The organism is Kribbella flavida DSM 17836, assembly GCF_000024345.1.
In the GTDB taxonomy this organism is placed as follows: Bacteria; Actinomycetota; Actinomycetes; order Propionibacteriales; family Kribbellaceae; genus Kribbella; species Kribbella flavida.
In genome coordinates this window covers 4,080,916-4,095,689 of sequence record NC_013729.1, presented here as the reverse complement: position 1 = coordinate 4,095,689, position 14,774 = coordinate 4,080,916, and the positions used below count along the sequence as shown (strand labels likewise).

Annotated in this window: 16 protein-coding genes; 10 read left to right on the top strand and 6 right to left on the bottom strand. The window is 71.5% G+C overall.

Annotation, left to right across the window (positions count from 1 at the left end; genetic code table 11):
- Positions 1-40 precede the first annotated feature (40 nt).
- The 3 genes from KFLA_RS18920 to KFLA_RS18910 are packed head-to-tail and all read left to right on the top strand — an operon-like array spanning position 41 to position 2,135.
- Entirely contained in the window at positions 41-751 is a 711-nt protein-coding gene (locus tag KFLA_RS18920) for a histidine phosphatase family protein (RefSeq protein WP_012921418.1), read from the top strand.
- A gap of 9 nt (positions 752-760) precedes the next feature.
- Positions 761-1,336, top strand: coding sequence for a DUF3090 domain-containing protein (locus KFLA_RS18915; RefSeq protein ID WP_012921417.1), 576 nt, complete (start codon positions 761-763; stop codon positions 1,334-1,336).
- 7 nt (positions 1,337-1,343) lie between these two features.
- A complete protein-coding gene (locus KFLA_RS18910) occupies positions 1,344-2,135 on the top strand; it encodes an SCO1664 family protein (RefSeq protein ID WP_012921416.1) in 792 nt (263 codons plus the stop codon).
- Between the two features lie 23 nt (positions 2,136-2,158).
- Here the strand turns inward: KFLA_RS18910 and KFLA_RS18905 are convergent, their stop codons facing one another.
- Positions 2,159-3,049, bottom strand: a complete 891-nt coding sequence (locus KFLA_RS18905) for an AraC family transcriptional regulator (protein WP_012921415.1) — start codon at positions 3,047-3,049, stop codon at positions 2,159-2,161.
- Between the two features lie 111 nt (positions 3,050-3,160).
- Here KFLA_RS18905 and KFLA_RS18900 point away from each other — a divergent pair, with 111 nt between their 5' ends.
- The gene (locus KFLA_RS18900) at positions 3,161-3,973 is read left to right on the top strand and encodes an NmrA family NAD(P)-binding protein (RefSeq protein WP_041289386.1); all 813 of its coding nucleotides are present in this window, start codon (positions 3,161-3,163) and stop codon (positions 3,971-3,973) included.
- 139 nt (positions 3,974-4,112) lie between these two features.
- Positions 4,113-5,333 (top strand): cysteine--1-D-myo-inosityl 2-amino-2-deoxy-alpha-D-glucopyranoside ligase, encoded by a 1,221-nt coding sequence (gene mshC, locus KFLA_RS18895; protein WP_012921413.1) that lies wholly within the window; start codon positions 4,113-4,115, stop codon positions 5,331-5,333.
- Here the strand turns inward: mshC and KFLA_RS18890 are convergent.
- The gene (locus KFLA_RS18890; RefSeq protein WP_012921412.1) at positions 5,323-6,270 is read right to left on the bottom strand and encodes an AraC family transcriptional regulator; all 948 of its coding nucleotides are present in this window, start codon (positions 6,268-6,270) and stop codon (positions 5,323-5,325) included. The two genes, mshC and KFLA_RS18890, sit on opposite strands and share 11 nt — an antisense overlap.
- Before the next feature lie 109 nt (positions 6,271-6,379).
- Between KFLA_RS18890 and KFLA_RS18885 the strand changes: the two genes are divergently transcribed.
- Positions 6,380-7,087: an SDR family oxidoreductase gene (locus KFLA_RS18885; RefSeq protein WP_012921411.1), complete on the top strand. Its 708-nt coding sequence runs from the start codon at positions 6,380-6,382 to the stop codon at positions 7,085-7,087.
- A gap of 33 nt (positions 7,088-7,120) precedes the next feature.
- Here the strand turns inward: KFLA_RS18885 and KFLA_RS18880 are convergent, their stop codons facing one another.
- From KFLA_RS18880 to KFLA_RS18870, 3 genes are all read right to left on the bottom strand, one after another.
- On the bottom strand, positions 7,121-8,020 hold the full coding sequence (locus KFLA_RS18880; RefSeq protein WP_012921410.1) for a hypothetical protein: 900 nt from the start codon (positions 8,018-8,020) through the stop codon (positions 7,121-7,123).
- A gap of 27 nt (positions 8,021-8,047) precedes the next feature.
- On the bottom strand, positions 8,048-8,824 hold the full coding sequence (locus tag KFLA_RS18875) for a L,D-transpeptidase (protein WP_012921409.1): 777 nt from the start codon (positions 8,822-8,824) through the stop codon (positions 8,048-8,050).
- Between the two features lie 98 nt (positions 8,825-8,922).
- Positions 8,923-9,777 (bottom strand): polysaccharide deacetylase family protein, encoded by an 855-nt coding sequence (locus tag KFLA_RS18870; protein ID WP_012921408.1) that lies wholly within the window; start codon positions 9,775-9,777, stop codon positions 8,923-8,925.
- 86 nt (positions 9,778-9,863) lie between these two features.
- On the opposite strand from KFLA_RS18870, the gene KFLA_RS18865 reads away from it, so the two are divergent.
- On the top strand, positions 9,864-10,226 hold the full coding sequence (locus KFLA_RS18865; RefSeq protein WP_012921407.1) for a MerR family transcriptional regulator: 363 nt from the start codon (positions 9,864-9,866) through the stop codon (positions 10,224-10,226).
- Positions 10,227-10,239: 13 nt separating this feature from the next.
- On the opposite strand, the gene KFLA_RS18860 is transcribed toward KFLA_RS18865, so the two are convergent.
- Positions 10,240-11,085 carry a PAC2 family protein gene (locus KFLA_RS18860; RefSeq protein WP_012921406.1) on the bottom strand — a complete coding sequence of 282 codons (846 nt, stop codon included), beginning with the start codon at positions 11,083-11,085 and terminating at the stop codon, positions 10,240-10,242.
- A 188-nt stretch (positions 11,086-11,273) separates the two neighbouring features.
- Between KFLA_RS18860 and KFLA_RS18855 the strand changes: the two genes are divergently transcribed.
- The 3 genes from KFLA_RS18855 to KFLA_RS18845 all read left to right on the top strand — a co-directional run bounded on the left by KFLA_RS18855 (position 11,274) and on the right by KFLA_RS18845 (position 14,755).
- Positions 11,274-11,924, top strand: coding sequence for an HAD family hydrolase (locus KFLA_RS18855; RefSeq protein ID WP_012921405.1), 651 nt, complete (start codon positions 11,274-11,276; stop codon positions 11,922-11,924).
- Between the two features lie 58 nt (positions 11,925-11,982).
- Positions 11,983-13,554, top strand: coding sequence for an ABC transporter substrate-binding protein (locus tag KFLA_RS18850; protein ID WP_012921404.1), 1,572 nt, complete (start codon positions 11,983-11,985; stop codon positions 13,552-13,554).
- Positions 13,555-13,759: 205 nt separating this feature from the next.
- Positions 13,760-14,755, top strand: a complete 996-nt coding sequence (locus KFLA_RS18845; protein ID WP_012921403.1) for an ABC transporter permease — start codon at positions 13,760-13,762, stop codon at positions 14,753-14,755.
- Positions 14,756-14,774 lie beyond the last annotated feature (19 nt).

The window sequence follows — 14,774 nt, the reverse complement described above, 5'->3', positions numbered from 1 at the left end:
GATCCGCCGCCGGTTGGGCCGACCGGATACCGTGCGGTCTATGCCCACGGTGATTCTGGTCCGGCACGGACGCAGCAGTGCCAACACCTCCGGCGTCCTGGCCGGCCGGACCCCAGGGGTGAAACTGGACGAGACCGGCGTGCTCCAGGCCGCCGCGGTCGGCGAGCGGCTGGCGGAACTGCCGCTGGCCTCGATCGTCACCTCGCCGCTGGACCGCTGCAAGCAGACCGCCGCCGCGATCGCGAAGCACCACCCCCAGTTGCGTCCGGCAACCGACCGGCGACTCACCGAGTGCGGGTACGGCGATTGGACCGGGCAGAAGATCAGTGCCCTGGCCAAGGACCCGCTGTGGACCGTCGTCCAGCAGCACCCGTCGGCGGTGACGTTCCCGAACGGCGAGTCGATGCGTGGCATGCAGCAACGCGCGGTGGACGCGATCCGCGCGCACGACGCCGCGCTGGCGGTCAGCCACGGCCCGCAGGCGCTGTGGGTCGCGGTGTCGCACGGTGACGTGATCAAGGCGATCGTCGCCGACGCGCTCGGTCAGCACCTCGACACGTTCCAGCGCATCGTGGTCGACACCGCGAGTACGACGATCATCAGCTACACCCCGGTCCGCCCGTTCCTGGTCCGCCTGAACGACTCCGGCAGCGAGCTCGCCTCGCTGATCCCGCAGCCGGCCGAGCAGCCGAAGAAGCGCGGACGAAAGACCGCAGTACCGTCCTCCGACGCGGTCGTCGGCGGCAGATAGGGTTTCGGTATGGCGCGCGTAGTGCATTCGTATGACGATCCGGACCGGTTCGTCGCCGGCACCGTCGGAGAGCCCGGTGCCCGGACCTTCTTCCTGCAGGCCCGGTCGGGCACCAGGCTGACCTCGGTGGCCTGCGAGAAGGAACAGGTGATGGCGCTCGCGGAGCGGCTGGACGTGATGCTGGACGAGGTGGCCCGGCGATTCGACCGCGAGCCGGCCGCACCGGCCGGGCTGGACGACATCGATCCGCTGGAGCAGCCGATCGAGGAGGAGTTCCGGGCCGGCACCATGACGCTGGCCTGGGAGGCCGACGCCGAGCGGGTGGTGATCGAGGTGTTCGCCGTGGTCACCGGCGAGCAGGCCGAGCTGGCCGAGGAGGACCCGGTCGCCGCGGCGATGGAGTCGGAGGACTCCGAGGTCTTCATCGTCCGGATCAGCGAGGAGCAGGCCCGGGCGTTCGCCCGCCGGGCGGTCGCGCTGGTCGCCTCCGGCCGGCCGAGCTGCCCGTTCTGCGGCCGCCCGATCGACGCCGAGGGCCACATCTGCCCGCGCGCCAACGGCTACCGCCGGCACGTCCGCGAATGACCGACCGATGAACGTCACTGCCTTGCTGGCCCACGGCGAGCTGTCCCTGCACGGACGGCTGGTGGCCGCGTCCAACGGCACTTTCCAGGGTGAGGTCACCCTGGACGGCGAGTCCGCGACGGTCGTCTACAAGCCGGTCCAGGGCGAACGCCCGCTGTGGGACTTCCCGGACGGCACGCTGGCCCAGCGCGAGTACGCGGCGTACGTCGTGTCGGAGGCGCTCGGCTGGTCCGTCGTCCCGCCGACGCTGCTGCGCGACGGGCCGCTCGGCGACGGCATGGTGCAGCTGTGGATCGACGAGGCGGAGCTGCCGCCGGGGGAGACCGAGCTGGTCGACATCGTGCCGCAGGGCCGGGTGCCGGCCGGCTGGGTCGGCGTGCTGGACGCGCTCGACGGACGGCACAACCCGGTCACCCTCGTGCACGCCGACAACGAGCAGCTGCGCCGGATGGCGGTGTTCGATGCCGTGGTCAACAATGCCGACCGCAAGGGCGGTCACGTGCTGAACCCGGGCGACGGGCGGGTGTTCGGCGTCGACCACGGGGTGACCTTCAACGCCGACGACAAGCTGCGCACGGTGCTGTGGGGCTGGGCCGGCGATCCGGTGCCGGCGGAGCTGCTGGAGGACGTGCGCAAGCTGGCCGACGGCCTGGCCGGCAAGCTCGGCACGGAGCTGTGCGAGCTGATCACCGGGGTCGAGCTGTCGGCGACCCGGGAGCGCTGCGCTTCGCTGCTGAAGACCGGCACGTTCCCGTACCCGAGCGACGACTGGCCCGCGATTCCCTGGCCGGCGTTCTGACCCGGAGCGGGTTTCGGGGCTCGTCAGGCGGGCTGTGAGGTCAGGTAGGTGCTCGGGCTGACGCCGCGTTCGCGCTTGAAGGCGGCGCTGAAGCTGAAGGCGTCGGCGTACCCGACCCGGCGGGCGACGCGGGCCACGGTGGCGTCCGGCTCGGCCAGCAGCTGGGTGGCGAGCGTCATCCTCAGCTCGGTCAGGTAGGTCAGCGGCGGCTCGCCGATCAGGTCGGTGAAGCGCCGGGCCAGCGTCGTCCGGGAGACGCCGGCGACGCCCGCGAGCGAGGCGAGCGTCCAGGGCGCGGCGGGGGCGTCGTGCAGCGCCTGGAGGACCGGGCCGACGGTGGCGTCGCCGGCCGCGCGGTACCAGGGCGTGGAATTCTGCTCGAACCAGTCGCGCAGGGCACAGATCAGCAGCCAGTCGATCAGCCGGTCGAGCACCACCCGGCGGCCGTGCATGCCGGCCGCGATCCGCTGCTCGAGGTAGTCCCGCAGCGGTGCGCAGTCGTGGTCCGCCGGGACGACGACCGCCCGGGGCAGGTCGCGCAGGAGCCGGCTCGGCAGCTCCTGGCGGACGTGGGCCGCGCCGGCGAGCAGGACTGTGCCGGCCGCCGACTCGTCGTACGGCGTGCTGGAGCCCTGGACGGTGCCGTCGCAGAGCACGTCGACGGTCTCGCCCCGGCGGTCCGGGTCGTCGGTGACGACGAACGGTTCCGGGCCGCGCACGACCGCGGTGTCCCCGGGACGGACCACCACCGGTGTGCCGTCGGCAACGATCCACGCCTCGCCGCGCAGCGGGGCGATCAAGGTCAGGGCCGCGCCGTCGACGAAGCGCAGCGCGTACGGCGCCGCCAGCACCGGCGTACCGAGAACGGCACCGTCGGCGCGGACACTGCGCAGGAGGTCGTCGAGGGGTTCCACGCCTCCACGATAGGTGGGCGCGGGGACAACTCCGGGCGGCTGGGACGGACGGACATGGGCGGCGAACTCCCGGCCATGGCCCGCCGCGGCCGCCGCCGGTTGACTCGGGGCATGACGATTTTGGTGCTGGGAGCAACGGGCAAGAGCGGGCGCCGGGTGGTGCAGCGGCTGCGCGCGCGAGGGGTGGAGGTGCGGGCCGGTTCGCGGTCGGCGCAGACGCGGTTCGACTGGCAGGACCGTGGGACGTGGGCGGACGCCGTGCAGGGGGTGTCGGCGGTCTACCTGGTCGCGCCGGAGGAGACGGAGGTGATCGAGCCGTTCGTCAGCCAGGCGGTTGCCGCGGGGACCGGGCGGTTCGTGGTCCTGTCCGGGCGCGGCCTCGACCAGGCGGCCGGGACCTTCGGCGCTGGAATGGCCGAGGCGGAGCGCGCGGTGCGGGCGTCGGGGGTGGACTGGACGATCGTGCGGGCGAACAACTTCAGCCAGAACTTCACCGAGGACCTCTGGGCGGCGCCGATCGAGGCCGGCCGGCTCGCGCTGCCGATGGCAGAGGTGGGGGAGCCGTTCGTCGACCTCGAGGACCTGGCCGACCTGATGGCCGTGCTGCTCACCGCCGACGGTCACGCCGGCCGGATCTACGACGCGTCCGGCCCGGACGCGCTGACCTTCGCCGAGGCGGCCGCGGTGATCTCGCGGGTCGCCGGACGGCCGATCGAGTACGTCGAGATCTCGCCGGCCCAGTACGCCGAGGAGCTTCGCGCCGAACGCTACCCGGACGAGGCTGTGCAGTCGCTGAACGCGATGTTCGCGCTGATGCGGGCCGGCCACCTGGCGACGCCGGCCGACGGGGTCGAGCAGGTGCTCGGCCGCAAACCCACCCCCTTCACGGCGTACGCCGAACGGGCCTTCCGCGGCCAAGGCTGAAGCACCGCCAGAGGTGAACCTCAGGTCGAGGGTGAGCACCGCGTGGGCGTTATACCGCAGCATCCCGCGGATCGCGCGCCGGGCCGGAGAATGGAACCTCCGGGTGGCTCCAGTTCGCTGACTGGATAGGCTCCGTCCCATGCAGGCGTGGACGAAACCAGACATCCCGGTCGTACCCGGGCCGGCCCGGCGTCTTCGCCTCTACGACACCGCGTCCGGCGGCCTGGTCGAGGTGCCGCCCGGCCCGGACGGCCCGGCCCGGATGTACGTCTGCGGCATCACGCCGTACGACGCGACCCACATGGGGCACGCGGCGACGTACGTCACCTTCGACCTGGTCAACCGGCTCTGGCGCGACGCCGGGTACACCGTGCACTACACCCAGAACATCACCGACGTGGACGACCCGCTGCTCGAGCGGGCGACCGCGACCGGGGTGGAGTGGACCGACCTGGCCGAGCGGGAGATCCAGCTGTTCCGCGACGACATGACCGCGCTGCGGGTGATCCCGCCGCAGGAGTACGTCGGCGTGGTGGAGTCGATCCCGCTGGTGGTCGAGCGGATCGCCGAGCTCCAGCAGGCCGGCGCGGTCTACGACGTCGACGGCGACCTGTACTTCGCGGTGAAGGCGGACCCGGCGTTCGGCGGCATCTCGTCGTACGACGCGGACACGATGCGCACGCTGTTCGGCGAGCGCGGCGGCGATCCGGACCGGGAGGGCAAGCGGGACCCGCTGGACTGCCTGGTCTGGCAGCAGGAGCGGCCGGGCGAACCGGCCTGGGACTCGCCGTTCGGCCGCGGCCGGCCGGGCTGGCACATCGAGTGCTCGGCGATCGCGCTGCAGTACCTGGGCATGACGATCGACGTCCAGGGCGGCGGGTCCGACCTGATCTTCCCGCACCACGAGATGTCGGCGAGCGAGGCGCAGTGCGCGACCGGGCAGCACCCGTTCGCCCGCGCGTACGTGCACCAGGCGATGGTCGGCCTGGACGGCGAGAAGATGTCGAAGTCGAAGGGCAACCTGGTGCTGGTGTCCCGGGAGCGGCAGGCCGGGTCGGACCCGATGGCGATCCGGCTGGCGCTGCTGGCGCACCACTACCGGACCGACTGGTTCTGGACCGACTCGGAGCTGCTCGACGCGCAGGAGCGCCTCGACGTCTGGCGGGGCGCGATCACCCGCGGCACCGGCCCGGACGGCCCCGCCGCGGTCGACGCGCTGCGTGCCGCTCTCACCAACGACCTCGACACGACCGCCGCGCTGGCCGCGATCGACCAGTGGGCCGAGACCAACGGCGACGACCCCGAGGCGTCCGCCCTGGTCGCCCTGGCCGTCGACGCACTGCTCGGGATCAAGCTCTAGCCAGTACTCCGTCGAGGTCGGCGCGGGCGGTGATCCGGTACCGGCCCGGCGGTACGCCGCGGGCTCGGCTGAACGCGCGGCTGAACGCGTAGACCGAGGTGTAGCCGACCGAGCGCGCGATCGACTCCAGGGTGTCGTCGCTGTCGCGCAGGCGGCGGGCGGCGAGGTCCATCCGCCACTGCGTCAGATAGCTGCCCGGACTCTGGCCGATGACCGCGAGGAAGCGGCGAGCGAGTGTCGACCGCGAGATCGTGAGCTCGGAGGCCAGCAGTTCGGTGGTCCACGGCCGGGCCGGGTCCTGGTGCAGCTTGGTCAGCGCCTCGGTCAGCAGCGGGTCGTCGAGCACTGCCAGCCACGAGTGCTTCGTCTCTTCCGGCCGGCCCGCGAGCCAAACCCGCAGCAGCTGGATGAGCAGGATGTCGGCGAGCTTGTCGATCACCACCGATGACGCGGCCTGCGGGTAGGCCAGCTCGCGCGCGAGTACGCGGAGCGTGTCGTCCAGGCAGGTGCCGCCGTGGTCGCCGCGGAGGTGCACCACCTCCGGTAGCAGGGTCAGCATCTGCGTCGAGACCGCCGGGTCGTGCGCGTACGCCGCCACCAGCAGGTGGGTGCGGACCTCGCCCTCGCCGAACCGGATCACGCCGCCGGTCCGCCGGGCGTGCTCCGCGGCGGACGGGTCGCAGTCCGGCGCCCAGACTCCCGGTGCGCTGCTGATGGCGTGGTCCGGGCCGGTCGGCAGCAGCACCACATCGCCGGGCAGCAGTTGCAACGGCTCGCGCCCAGGGACGCTGAGCCACGCCGTACCGGCCGTGACCGCGTAGAAGGCGGCGTCCTCGACGCCGCGCCAGGTCAGGCCCCACGGATCGGCGGCCTCGATCCGGGCGCCCAGCGTGCCGCGCACCCCGGCGACGGCGAGTACATCGGCCAACAAGTCCATGCCGCAAGGATGACACAGACGGCTATGGATCTGCGGCGATCGATCATCGTGTGACTCAGTTGGTGGTTCCTAGGGTGGTCATGTCAACTCCGTTCGAAAGGAACCTCCTGTGGAACTGTCCGGAAGCACCGCCCTCGTCACCGGCGCCAACCGCGGCCTCGGCCGGCACTTCGCCCAGCAGCTGCTGGAGCGTGGCGCCCGCAAGGTCTACGCGACCGCGCGGACGCCGGAGGCGGTCGACCTGCCCGGCGTCGAGGTGCTGCGGCTCGACATCACCGACCAGCAGTCCGTCGACGCGGTGGCCGCCGCCGCGCAGGACGTGGATGTGCTGATCAACAACGCCGGCATCAGCACGTACCAGAACCTGGTGACCGGCGACCTGGCCGAGATCCAGCGTGAGCTGGGCACGCACTTCTACGGCACGCTCGCGATGGTCCGGGCGTTCGCGCCGATCCTCGGCCGCAACGGGGGAGGAGCGATCCTGAACGTGCTGTCCGCGCTCTCGTGGCGGGCGTACCCCGGCGCCGGCGCGTACGCCGCGGCGAAGTCGGCCCAGTGGAGCCTCACCAACAGCGTCCGGCTCGAGCTGGCCGCGCAGCGCACCCAGGTGACCGGCGTGCTGCTGGGGGCGACCGACACCGACATGATGGCCGGCTGGGACGTCCCGAAGAACGACCCGGCCGACATCGTGCGGATCAGCTTGGACGGCGTGCAGTCCGGCGTCCTGGAGATCCTGGCCGACCAGGGCGCCCGGGACGCGAAGGCCGCCGTGGCAGCCGGCCCGGCCGAGGCCTACCCGGAGCTGGCCCTCAGCTGACGTACTACGGCGGTGGCCCTGGCGCCGGTGAGGTCAGCCGGTCACCGGGTGATGGGTCTTGATCGGGCTGGGCACGGGCGCGGCCGGCGGGTGCTCGGTCTCGGGGGGCATCGTCGGCCGCGGCGGGTCGGTTGGCTCGGGCGTCGGCGTGGGCCGGGCGGCCGGCTTGGCGCAGGTCGCCGACGCGAGCCGGATGACCTGCGCGCCGTCGCCGAGGTTGATCGTCAGCCCGGTGACGGTGAACGAACCGTCCGAGCGCTCCGCCTGGTCGTTGACGGTGATGGTCGCCAGCGGCGCCGCCGGGATGGTCGCGCCCTGCTCGGTGGTGGGGACCTGGATCCGCTGACCCAGCAGAGTCAGCGATCCCAGGTCGACCCCGCCGCGATCACCGGCACACCACACGTTGATCGAGTCGATGCCGAGCAGCGAGGCCGGTGGCGTCAGCAGCAGGTCGCACAGGGCCGGCAGGTTCTTCACCGGCAGGTCGCCCGTGCTGAGACCCGGCAGCGGCAGGCCGAGATCAGGCAGCGGCAGGTCCGGCACCGGCAGGTCGCCGGCGCCCTGGGCCGGCAGCGAGGCGCAGGACTTCTTCAGCTCCGGCGGCAGCTTCACTGTGCTGAGCGCTCCCCGGCCGACGGTCACGTCGAGCAGCTCGACGGCCGCCTTGTCGTTCCCGGCCGTCACGGTCGCGGCCCGTGCCGACACCAGCGCGTTCTTCGGCAGCTCGAGCGCCGACGAACTGCGCTGACGGCCGTCCCGCGACTCGACGTACGGCGTCTTCTGGACCGGGACCTGCCCGTCCGCACCGATCGCGTACGCCGAGCTGGGCCGGTCGGCGGCGTTGCCGGTCGGCGCGCCGGCCACCAGGGTCAGCGTGACGAGCCCGGTCACGGCCGTCGCCGTCAGAGCCGTCGGAACGAGGTGTCGTCGCATCTGGGGCATCCTCACTGTGAGCCACACCTACAAGCTGTCGATCAGAACGAGCGTCCCGAGCGGGACGCGCTGAAGTCGGACCAGGGCCGCCTGCGGGACGCGCACACAGCCGGCGCTGATCGCGGCGCCGAACACGTCCGCCCGCGGCCAGCCGTGGATCGCGACCGTACCGGGACCGCCGCCGTACGTGTCGAGCGTCGGACTGTGCGCACCCAGCGGCAGCACCACCGGTGAGGCCGACCGGTGCGGATCCACGATCGAGCCGAGCACGAACGTCCGTCCCGGCGGGGTCGGGGTCTTCCGGGCACCGACCCCCACCCGCCACCGGCCGACGCGCTTGCCGCGCTCGAACAGCTCCAGCCGGCGCGAACCGGTGTGCACGCGGATCAGGTACGGCGAGGAGGCCCGGTCGAGGTCCTCGTCGGGCAGCCAGCCGGTCGAGCGGTTCGGCTTGGACGGGAGCAGCACCCGGACCCAGCCGGCGGTCCGCTCGACGACCGGCAGCCAGGTCGGGCCGAACTGGCTCGGCCCGATCTTGGCGAACGGCTCGCCCTCGGGCGCGGAGTACACGGCGGTCTCGGCGCGCGGGTGGACGACCAGGCCGTCGGTCCCGGCGAACGGCTGCGCGTCCGGCGGAGCGGCGCTGATGGTCGCGTGCGTCGACGAGGCGGCCAGCGTCGTCAGGTCGACGTCGGGCTTGCCGTCGTCGAGCAGTGCGAACACGCCGGCACCGCCCAGCAGCGCGAGCACGGCGAGCGCCGGCACGGAGCTTCCGCCCCGCTGGTTGCGCACTGCCCTGCCCATTCCGCTCCCCGTCGTCTTGTCGGCGGCTGCCGTCGCCCGACGAGAATAGGACGATCGCGATCGTTACGCCACAGTATGTGACCAGCTTTCCGGTGGGCTCAGCCTGCGGTCGTGCTCCGGTAGTGCTCGGCGATCTCGTCGCTGGTGGTGAGCCAGACATCGGGCTGCGCGGTGATGTACTCCAGGGCCAGGTCGAGGTACTTCGCGCGGAACGGCTGGCCGATGACGAAGGGGTGCAGCGCGAGCGCCATCACCCGACCGCTGTGCTCGGAGTCGGCGCGGAGTACGTCGTACTGGTCCTTGACCATCTGCAGGAATTCCGGCCCGGTGAGGCCGCGCAGGAACAGGCCCAGGTCGTTCAGCTCGACCGTGTACGGCACGCTGAGCATGCCGGGCACGGTGAGCCGGTACGGCTGATCGTCGTTGGTCCAGTCGAGCACGTAGCCGAAGCCGAGCTCGGCGAGCAGCTCCGGGGTGTGGAAGGTCTCGGTGAGGCCGGGGCCCATCCAGCCCTTCGGACGCCGGCCGGTGGCGGCTTCGATCGTGCCGGCGATCTCGGTGAGGACCTTGCGCTCCTCGTCGCGGGTGTAGCCGGTGTGCAGGATCGAGTTCGTCGAGCCGTGCGCGAGCCAGGCCCAGTCGCGCTCCACGCCGGCCCGGATGATCTGCGGGTTCTGCTCGGCGACCATCGAGTTGAGCAGCGTGCTGGCCCGTACCCCGTGCCGGTCGAGAACGTCGATCGTGCGCCAGATGCCGACCCGGGCGCCGTAGTCGCGCCAGCCGTAGTTGAGTGCGTCCGGGACCAGGTCGGCCGGCCAGATGCTGGTCGACGGTCGGTCGAGCAGGAAGTGCTCGACGTTCAGGCCGACGTAGAAGGCGACCCGCTTGCCGCCCGGCCAGTGGATCGCGGCCCGCTCGGTGATGGGGCTGTAGTCGAAGAGTTCGGTCGTCATGCCGTCACGGTAAAATGTGACATCAGTGTCAGATTCAAGTCCTCGTCAGGTTCGAGTTCTCTGCAGCGCAGATCTGGAGGCGGCCCGTGCGGATCGGCGAACTGGCCCGGCGGACCGGGGTGAGCGAGCGGTCCCTGCGGTACTACGAGCAGCAGGGCCTGCTGGTCTCCGAGCGGACGGGCGGCGGCCACCGCGAGTACGCCGAGCGCGCCGTCGACCGGGTCATCCTCATCCAGGAGCTCTTCGCGGCCGGCCTGCACAGCCACAAGATCGCTGAGCTGCTGCCGTGCATGCGTGACCCCGACGGAGCGCCGAACGAGCGGGCCACCCCGGAGCTGGTCACCGAGCTGACCGCCGAGCGGGACAGGATCGATCGGATGATCGCCGACCTGACCCGGTCCCGGGCCGTGCTCGACGAGGTCATCACCACCGCCGCCCGCGAGCTGTGACGGCGGCCGGCGCTCAGTCCGGGCGGTTGTTGTTGCGGCGCCTGAGGTAGCGCTCGAACTCCTCGGCGATGGCGTCGCCGGAGGCCTCGGGCAGGTCGGTGGTGTCGCGCTGCTCCTCGAGGCTGGCGACGTACTCGGCCACCTCGGGGTCCTCCTCGCTGAGCTCGTCGGCCCCGCGCTGCCAGGCCCGGGCGAGCTCGGGCAGCTCGCCCTCGGGAATCGGCAGGTCCAGCAGGGCCTCGACCTTGCCCAGCAGGGCGAGGGACGCCTTCGGGCACGCCGTACCGGCGATGTAGTGCGGGATCGCGGACCAGATCGACACCGCCGGCACGCCGAGCGTGCCGCAGAGGTCGGCGAACACGCCGGTGATGCCGGTCGGCCCTTCGTACGTCGACGGCTCCAGGCTCCACGCCGCGGTCAGCTCCGGGTCCGACGACGAGGCGCTGACCGGGATCGGCCGGGTGTGCGGCGAGTCGGCGAGCAGCGCGCCGAGCACGACCACGAGTTGCGCGTTGGACTCGTCGACCAGCGCGAGCAGCTCGCGGCAGAAGGTGCGCCAGCGCATGTTCGGCTCGATGCCGCGGATCAGCAGCACGTCGCGGTCGGTGTCGGCCGGCCGGGCCAGGAACACCCGGGTGGTCGGCCAGGTCAGCCGGCGGACGCCCTCGTCGTCGAAGGCGACGGTGGGGCGCACGACCTGGAAGTCGTAGTAGTCCTCGGGGTCGATCGCGGTGACCAGCTCGGCGTTCCACTGCTCGATCAGGTGGTCCACCGCTCCGGTGGCCGCCTCGGCCGCGTCGTTCCAGCCCTCGAACGCGGCGATCACGACCGGGTCCCGCAGATTCGCGAGGTCTACCACTCGCCCCCCCTTGTCCTACTCGTCTCGGTGGCACCCGGCGCGGGGCTCGCGCCGGACTGCCAGCCTACGTCTCCGGCGAAGCCGGTGCGTGCGGTTTCACGCCCAGCGGAACGTGTCGGACCGGGGCACTAGGGTTGGCGGTGTCCGGCGCGGTCCGGGCACCCGCCGAGCCGAGGAGAGTACCCCCGATGACCCTGCGCGCCGTCCTCTGGGACATGGACGGGACGCTGGTGGACAGCGAGCCGGTGTGGGCCCGGGTGCAGATCGACCTGCTCGGTTCGCTCGGCGCCCAGTGGACGGTCGAGGACTGCGTCAGCCTGGTCGGCAGCGACCTGCGGGACGCGGTGCGCGCCTGGATGGCCCGGATCCCGGCCGGCGCGATCACCGCCGAGGAGCTGGCCGAGCGGATGTTCAGCCAGGTCCTGGAGTCGCTGGGCCGGGAGGTCGAGTTCCGTCCCGGCGCGCTGGAGCTGCTGCAGGCGCTGGCGAAGGAAGAGGTGCCCTGCGCGCTGGTCTCCGCGTCGTACCGGGTGATGATCGATGCCGTGCTGCGGCACGTGCCGGACGGGTTGTTCCAGGTGATCGTGGCGGGCGACGAGGTCGAGCACGGCAAGCCGCACCCCGAGCCGTACCTGACGGCCGCCCGCGCGCTCGGCGTGGATCCGGCCGACTGCGTGGTGGTCGAGGACTCGCCGGCCGGCACGGCCGCGGGCACGGCGGCCGGCGCGTTCGTGGTGGCGGTGCCGCAGTGGGTGACGATCCCGGACGCGCCGCGCCGGCTGGTGGTCTCCTCGCTGGAGCCGCTGTCCCCGGAGGCGCTGCGCGACCTGCTCCGCTGAGGCGCTACCTTCTTTTGGTGCCCGCGGGGGCGTGACTGGGGACGAGAGGGTGGAATTGGTGAAGGTGTTCAAGCGTCGTCTCGCGGCGGTCGCCGCGGCCGGCGTGCTGGCCGGAACGCTCGCGGCCTGCGGCGACAAGTCGGGCGGTCCGGCGCCCCAGCAGACCGGTGAACCGGAGCGCAAGCTCACCTTCACGGTCGCCACCACCGACACCGTCACCTCGCTGGACCCGGCCGGGCCCTACGATCTCGGCGCCCGCACCCTGCAGGCGAATCTCTTCCAGACCCTGCTGACGATCACCGCGGACAAGCCGACCCCGGTGCCGGACGCCGCCGACTGCCAGTACGACGCGCCGACGGTCTACACCTGCAGCCTGAAAAGCGGCCTGACCTTCCCGAACGGCCACGAGCTGACCTCGTCCGACGTGAAGTTCAGCTTCGACCGGATGCTGCGGCTGAAGACCCCCGGCGGCGCCGCCCCGTTGTTCGGCTCGCTCGCCGCGGTGAGCACGCCCGACGAGCTGACCGCGGTGTTCACGCTGAAGAAGCCGGACGCCCGGCTGCCGTACCTGCTGACCACGACCGCGGCCTCGATCGTCGACGAGCAGTCCTACCCGGCGGCCAAGCTGGTCAACGACAAGGCGGTGGGCAGCGGACCGTACCAGCTGACGGCGTACCAGCCCGGCCGGAGCGCGGAGCTGACGAAGTTCAAGGCGTACCGCGGACCGCGGGCCGCGCAGAACGACGGCATCGACCTCACCCTGGTGCGGGACTCGGCGGCGCTCTCCGCCGCGGTCACCAGTGGCAAGGCCGACCTGGCCTTCCACGGGTTCGGCGCGACCGACCTGGACAAGCTGCGGGCCGGCGACAAGGTGCAGGTGGTCGAGGCGCCGTCGGCCGAGATCCGCTACTTCTCCTTCCACTTCAAGTCCCCGGTCGCCCGCCGGCCCGCCGTACGCCGTGCGGTCGCGCAGCTGATCGACCGGGCCGCGATCGCGAAGAAGGCCTACGCAGACCAGGTGACGCCGCTGTACTCGGTGGTGCCGCCCGGGTTCGGCGGTCACGTCGAGGCGTTCCGCGCGGAGTACAAGGAGCCGAACAAGGCCGCCGCGGCCGCGATCCTGCGCGAGGGCGGAGTCACCGCTCCGGTGCCGCTGACACTCGGCTGGACTCCGGTGCGGTACGGCCCGGGCGCCAAGGCCGAAGTGACCGAGCTCAAGCGGCAGCTGGACGCGTCAGGGCTGTTCCGGGTGACGCTGCGCAGCGTCGAGCGGCCGCGGTACGAGCAGCTGGCGCGCAGCGGGGCCTTCGACCTGTACCACTCCGGCTGGATGCCCGACTACCCGGACTCCGACGACTACCTGGCACCGTTCGTGCGCGAGGGCGCGCTCCACCAGAACGGCTACAAGTCGCAGACCGCGAACAAACTGCTCGACCAGGAAGTCGCCGCACAGAACCAGCTGGAGCGGGAAAGGCTGCTCGCCACCGTGCAAGGCGTGGTCGCGCACGACGCCCCGCTGGTGCCGAGCTGGCAGGGCCGGCTCACGGTGGTCGCGGGCAAGGACGTGGAGAACCTGCCGTCGACGCTGAACGCGTTGTCGTACGTCACCTTTTCGGCCCTGAAAAAGTAACCGTCCGCGAGGTCCCCGCGACACGGGGTGCGAAGGATGCTTTACTGCCGTGATGTCCACGATACGGGACGGTCAACAGGGCATCACGATCGGGCAACGCAGCACTTCCGCCGTTTGACTCCGGCCGGTTCTGGCGGCAGGTTAAGGCGGCAGCCATACCGGCTCCGACCGGCTTCGACGCATTCAAGGCAGGGGAACACATCGCGTGACGACACCACTCGAGGTCGAGCCCGGGGCGGCAACGGCGCAGCCTGAAGCCGTGCTCAAAGGTATGGGCAAGATCGAGGGACGTTCGCTCGGTCAGATCGCCTGGATGCGGCTGAAGCGGGACAAGGTCGCGATCGCCGGTTTCGTGGTCATCGTGCTGCTGATCCTGATGGCGATCTTCGCGAACCTGATCATCAAGCTGATCGGGCACCCGCCGAACGAGTTCAACCAGGACCTGATCGACACCGCGGGCGGCACGCTGGCCCCGCTCGGCAAGTTCGGCGGGATGAGCTGGGAACACCCGTTCGGGGTGGAGCCGGTCAACGGCCGCGACATCATGAGCCGGGTCATCTACGGGTCCCGGATCTCGCTGCTGATCGCGTTCTTCGCGACCCTGCTGTCGGTGGCGATCGGCACCACGATGGGCATCGTGGCCGGCTTCTTCGGCGGCTGGGTCGATGCGCTGATCAGCCGGTTGATGGACGTCTTCCTGGCCTTCCCGCTGCTGGTCTTCGCGATCGCGCTGGCCGGGGTCATCCCCGACGACGCGTTCGGTCTGCAGGGGGACTCCTTGCGGATCGTGCTGCTGATCTTCATCATCGGCTTCTTCAACTGGCCTTACATCGGCCGGATCGTGCGGGGCCAGACGATCTCGCTGCGCGAACGCGAGTTCGTGGACGCGGCCCGCAGCCTGGGCGCGCGCCGGCCGTACGTCCTGTTCACCGAGCTGCTGCCGAACCTGATCGCGCCGATCCTGGTGTATGCCACGCTGCTGATCCCGACCAACATCCTGTTCGAGGCCGCGCTGTCGTTCCTCGGGGTGGGCGTGCGCGCCCCCACGGCCACCTGGGGCGGCATGCTGTCCGACGCGGTCACCTTCTACACCATGCCGCACTTCATGCTGTGGCCCGGTCTGGCCATCTTCATCACGGTACTGGCCTTCAACCTGTTCGGCGACGGACTCCGCGACGCGCTCGATCCGCGGTCCCGATGACTTCGACTTTCACCACCAG

What these genes read in the sequence shown, in the direction of transcription:
- KFLA_RS18920 (WP_012921418.1), top strand. Translation starts at nt 41, where the DNA reads ATGCCCACGGTGATTCTGGTCCGGCACGGACGCAGCAGTGCCAACACC.
- KFLA_RS18915 (WP_012921417.1), top strand. Translation starts at nt 761, where the DNA reads ATGGCGCGCGTAGTGCATTCGTATGACGATCCGGACCGGTTCGTCGCC.
- KFLA_RS18910 (WP_012921416.1), top strand. Translation starts at nt 1,344, where the DNA reads ATGAACGTCACTGCCTTGCTGGCCCACGGCGAGCTGTCCCTGCACGGA.
- KFLA_RS18900 (WP_041289386.1), top strand. Translation starts at nt 3,161, where the DNA reads ATGACGATTTTGGTGCTGGGAGCAACGGGCAAGAGCGGGCGCCGGGTG.
- mshC (WP_012921413.1), top strand. Translation starts at nt 4,113, where the DNA reads ATGCAGGCGTGGACGAAACCAGACATCCCGGTCGTACCCGGGCCGGCC.
- KFLA_RS18890 (WP_012921412.1), bottom strand. Translation starts at nt 6,270, where the DNA reads ATGGACTTGTTGGCCGATGTACTCGCCGTCGCCGGGGTGCGCGGCACG.
- KFLA_RS18880 (WP_012921410.1), bottom strand. Translation starts at nt 8,020, where the DNA reads ATGCGACGACACCTCGTTCCGACGGCTCTGACGGCGACGGCCGTGACC.
- KFLA_RS18875 (WP_012921409.1), bottom strand. Translation starts at nt 8,824, where the DNA reads ATGGGCAGGGCAGTGCGCAACCAGCGGGGCGGAAGCTCCGTGCCGGCG.
- KFLA_RS18870 (WP_012921408.1), bottom strand. Translation starts at nt 9,777, where the DNA reads ATGACGACCGAACTCTTCGACTACAGCCCCATCACCGAGCGGGCCGCG.
- KFLA_RS18855 (WP_012921405.1), top strand. Translation starts at nt 11,274, where the DNA reads ATGACCCTGCGCGCCGTCCTCTGGGACATGGACGGGACGCTGGTGGAC.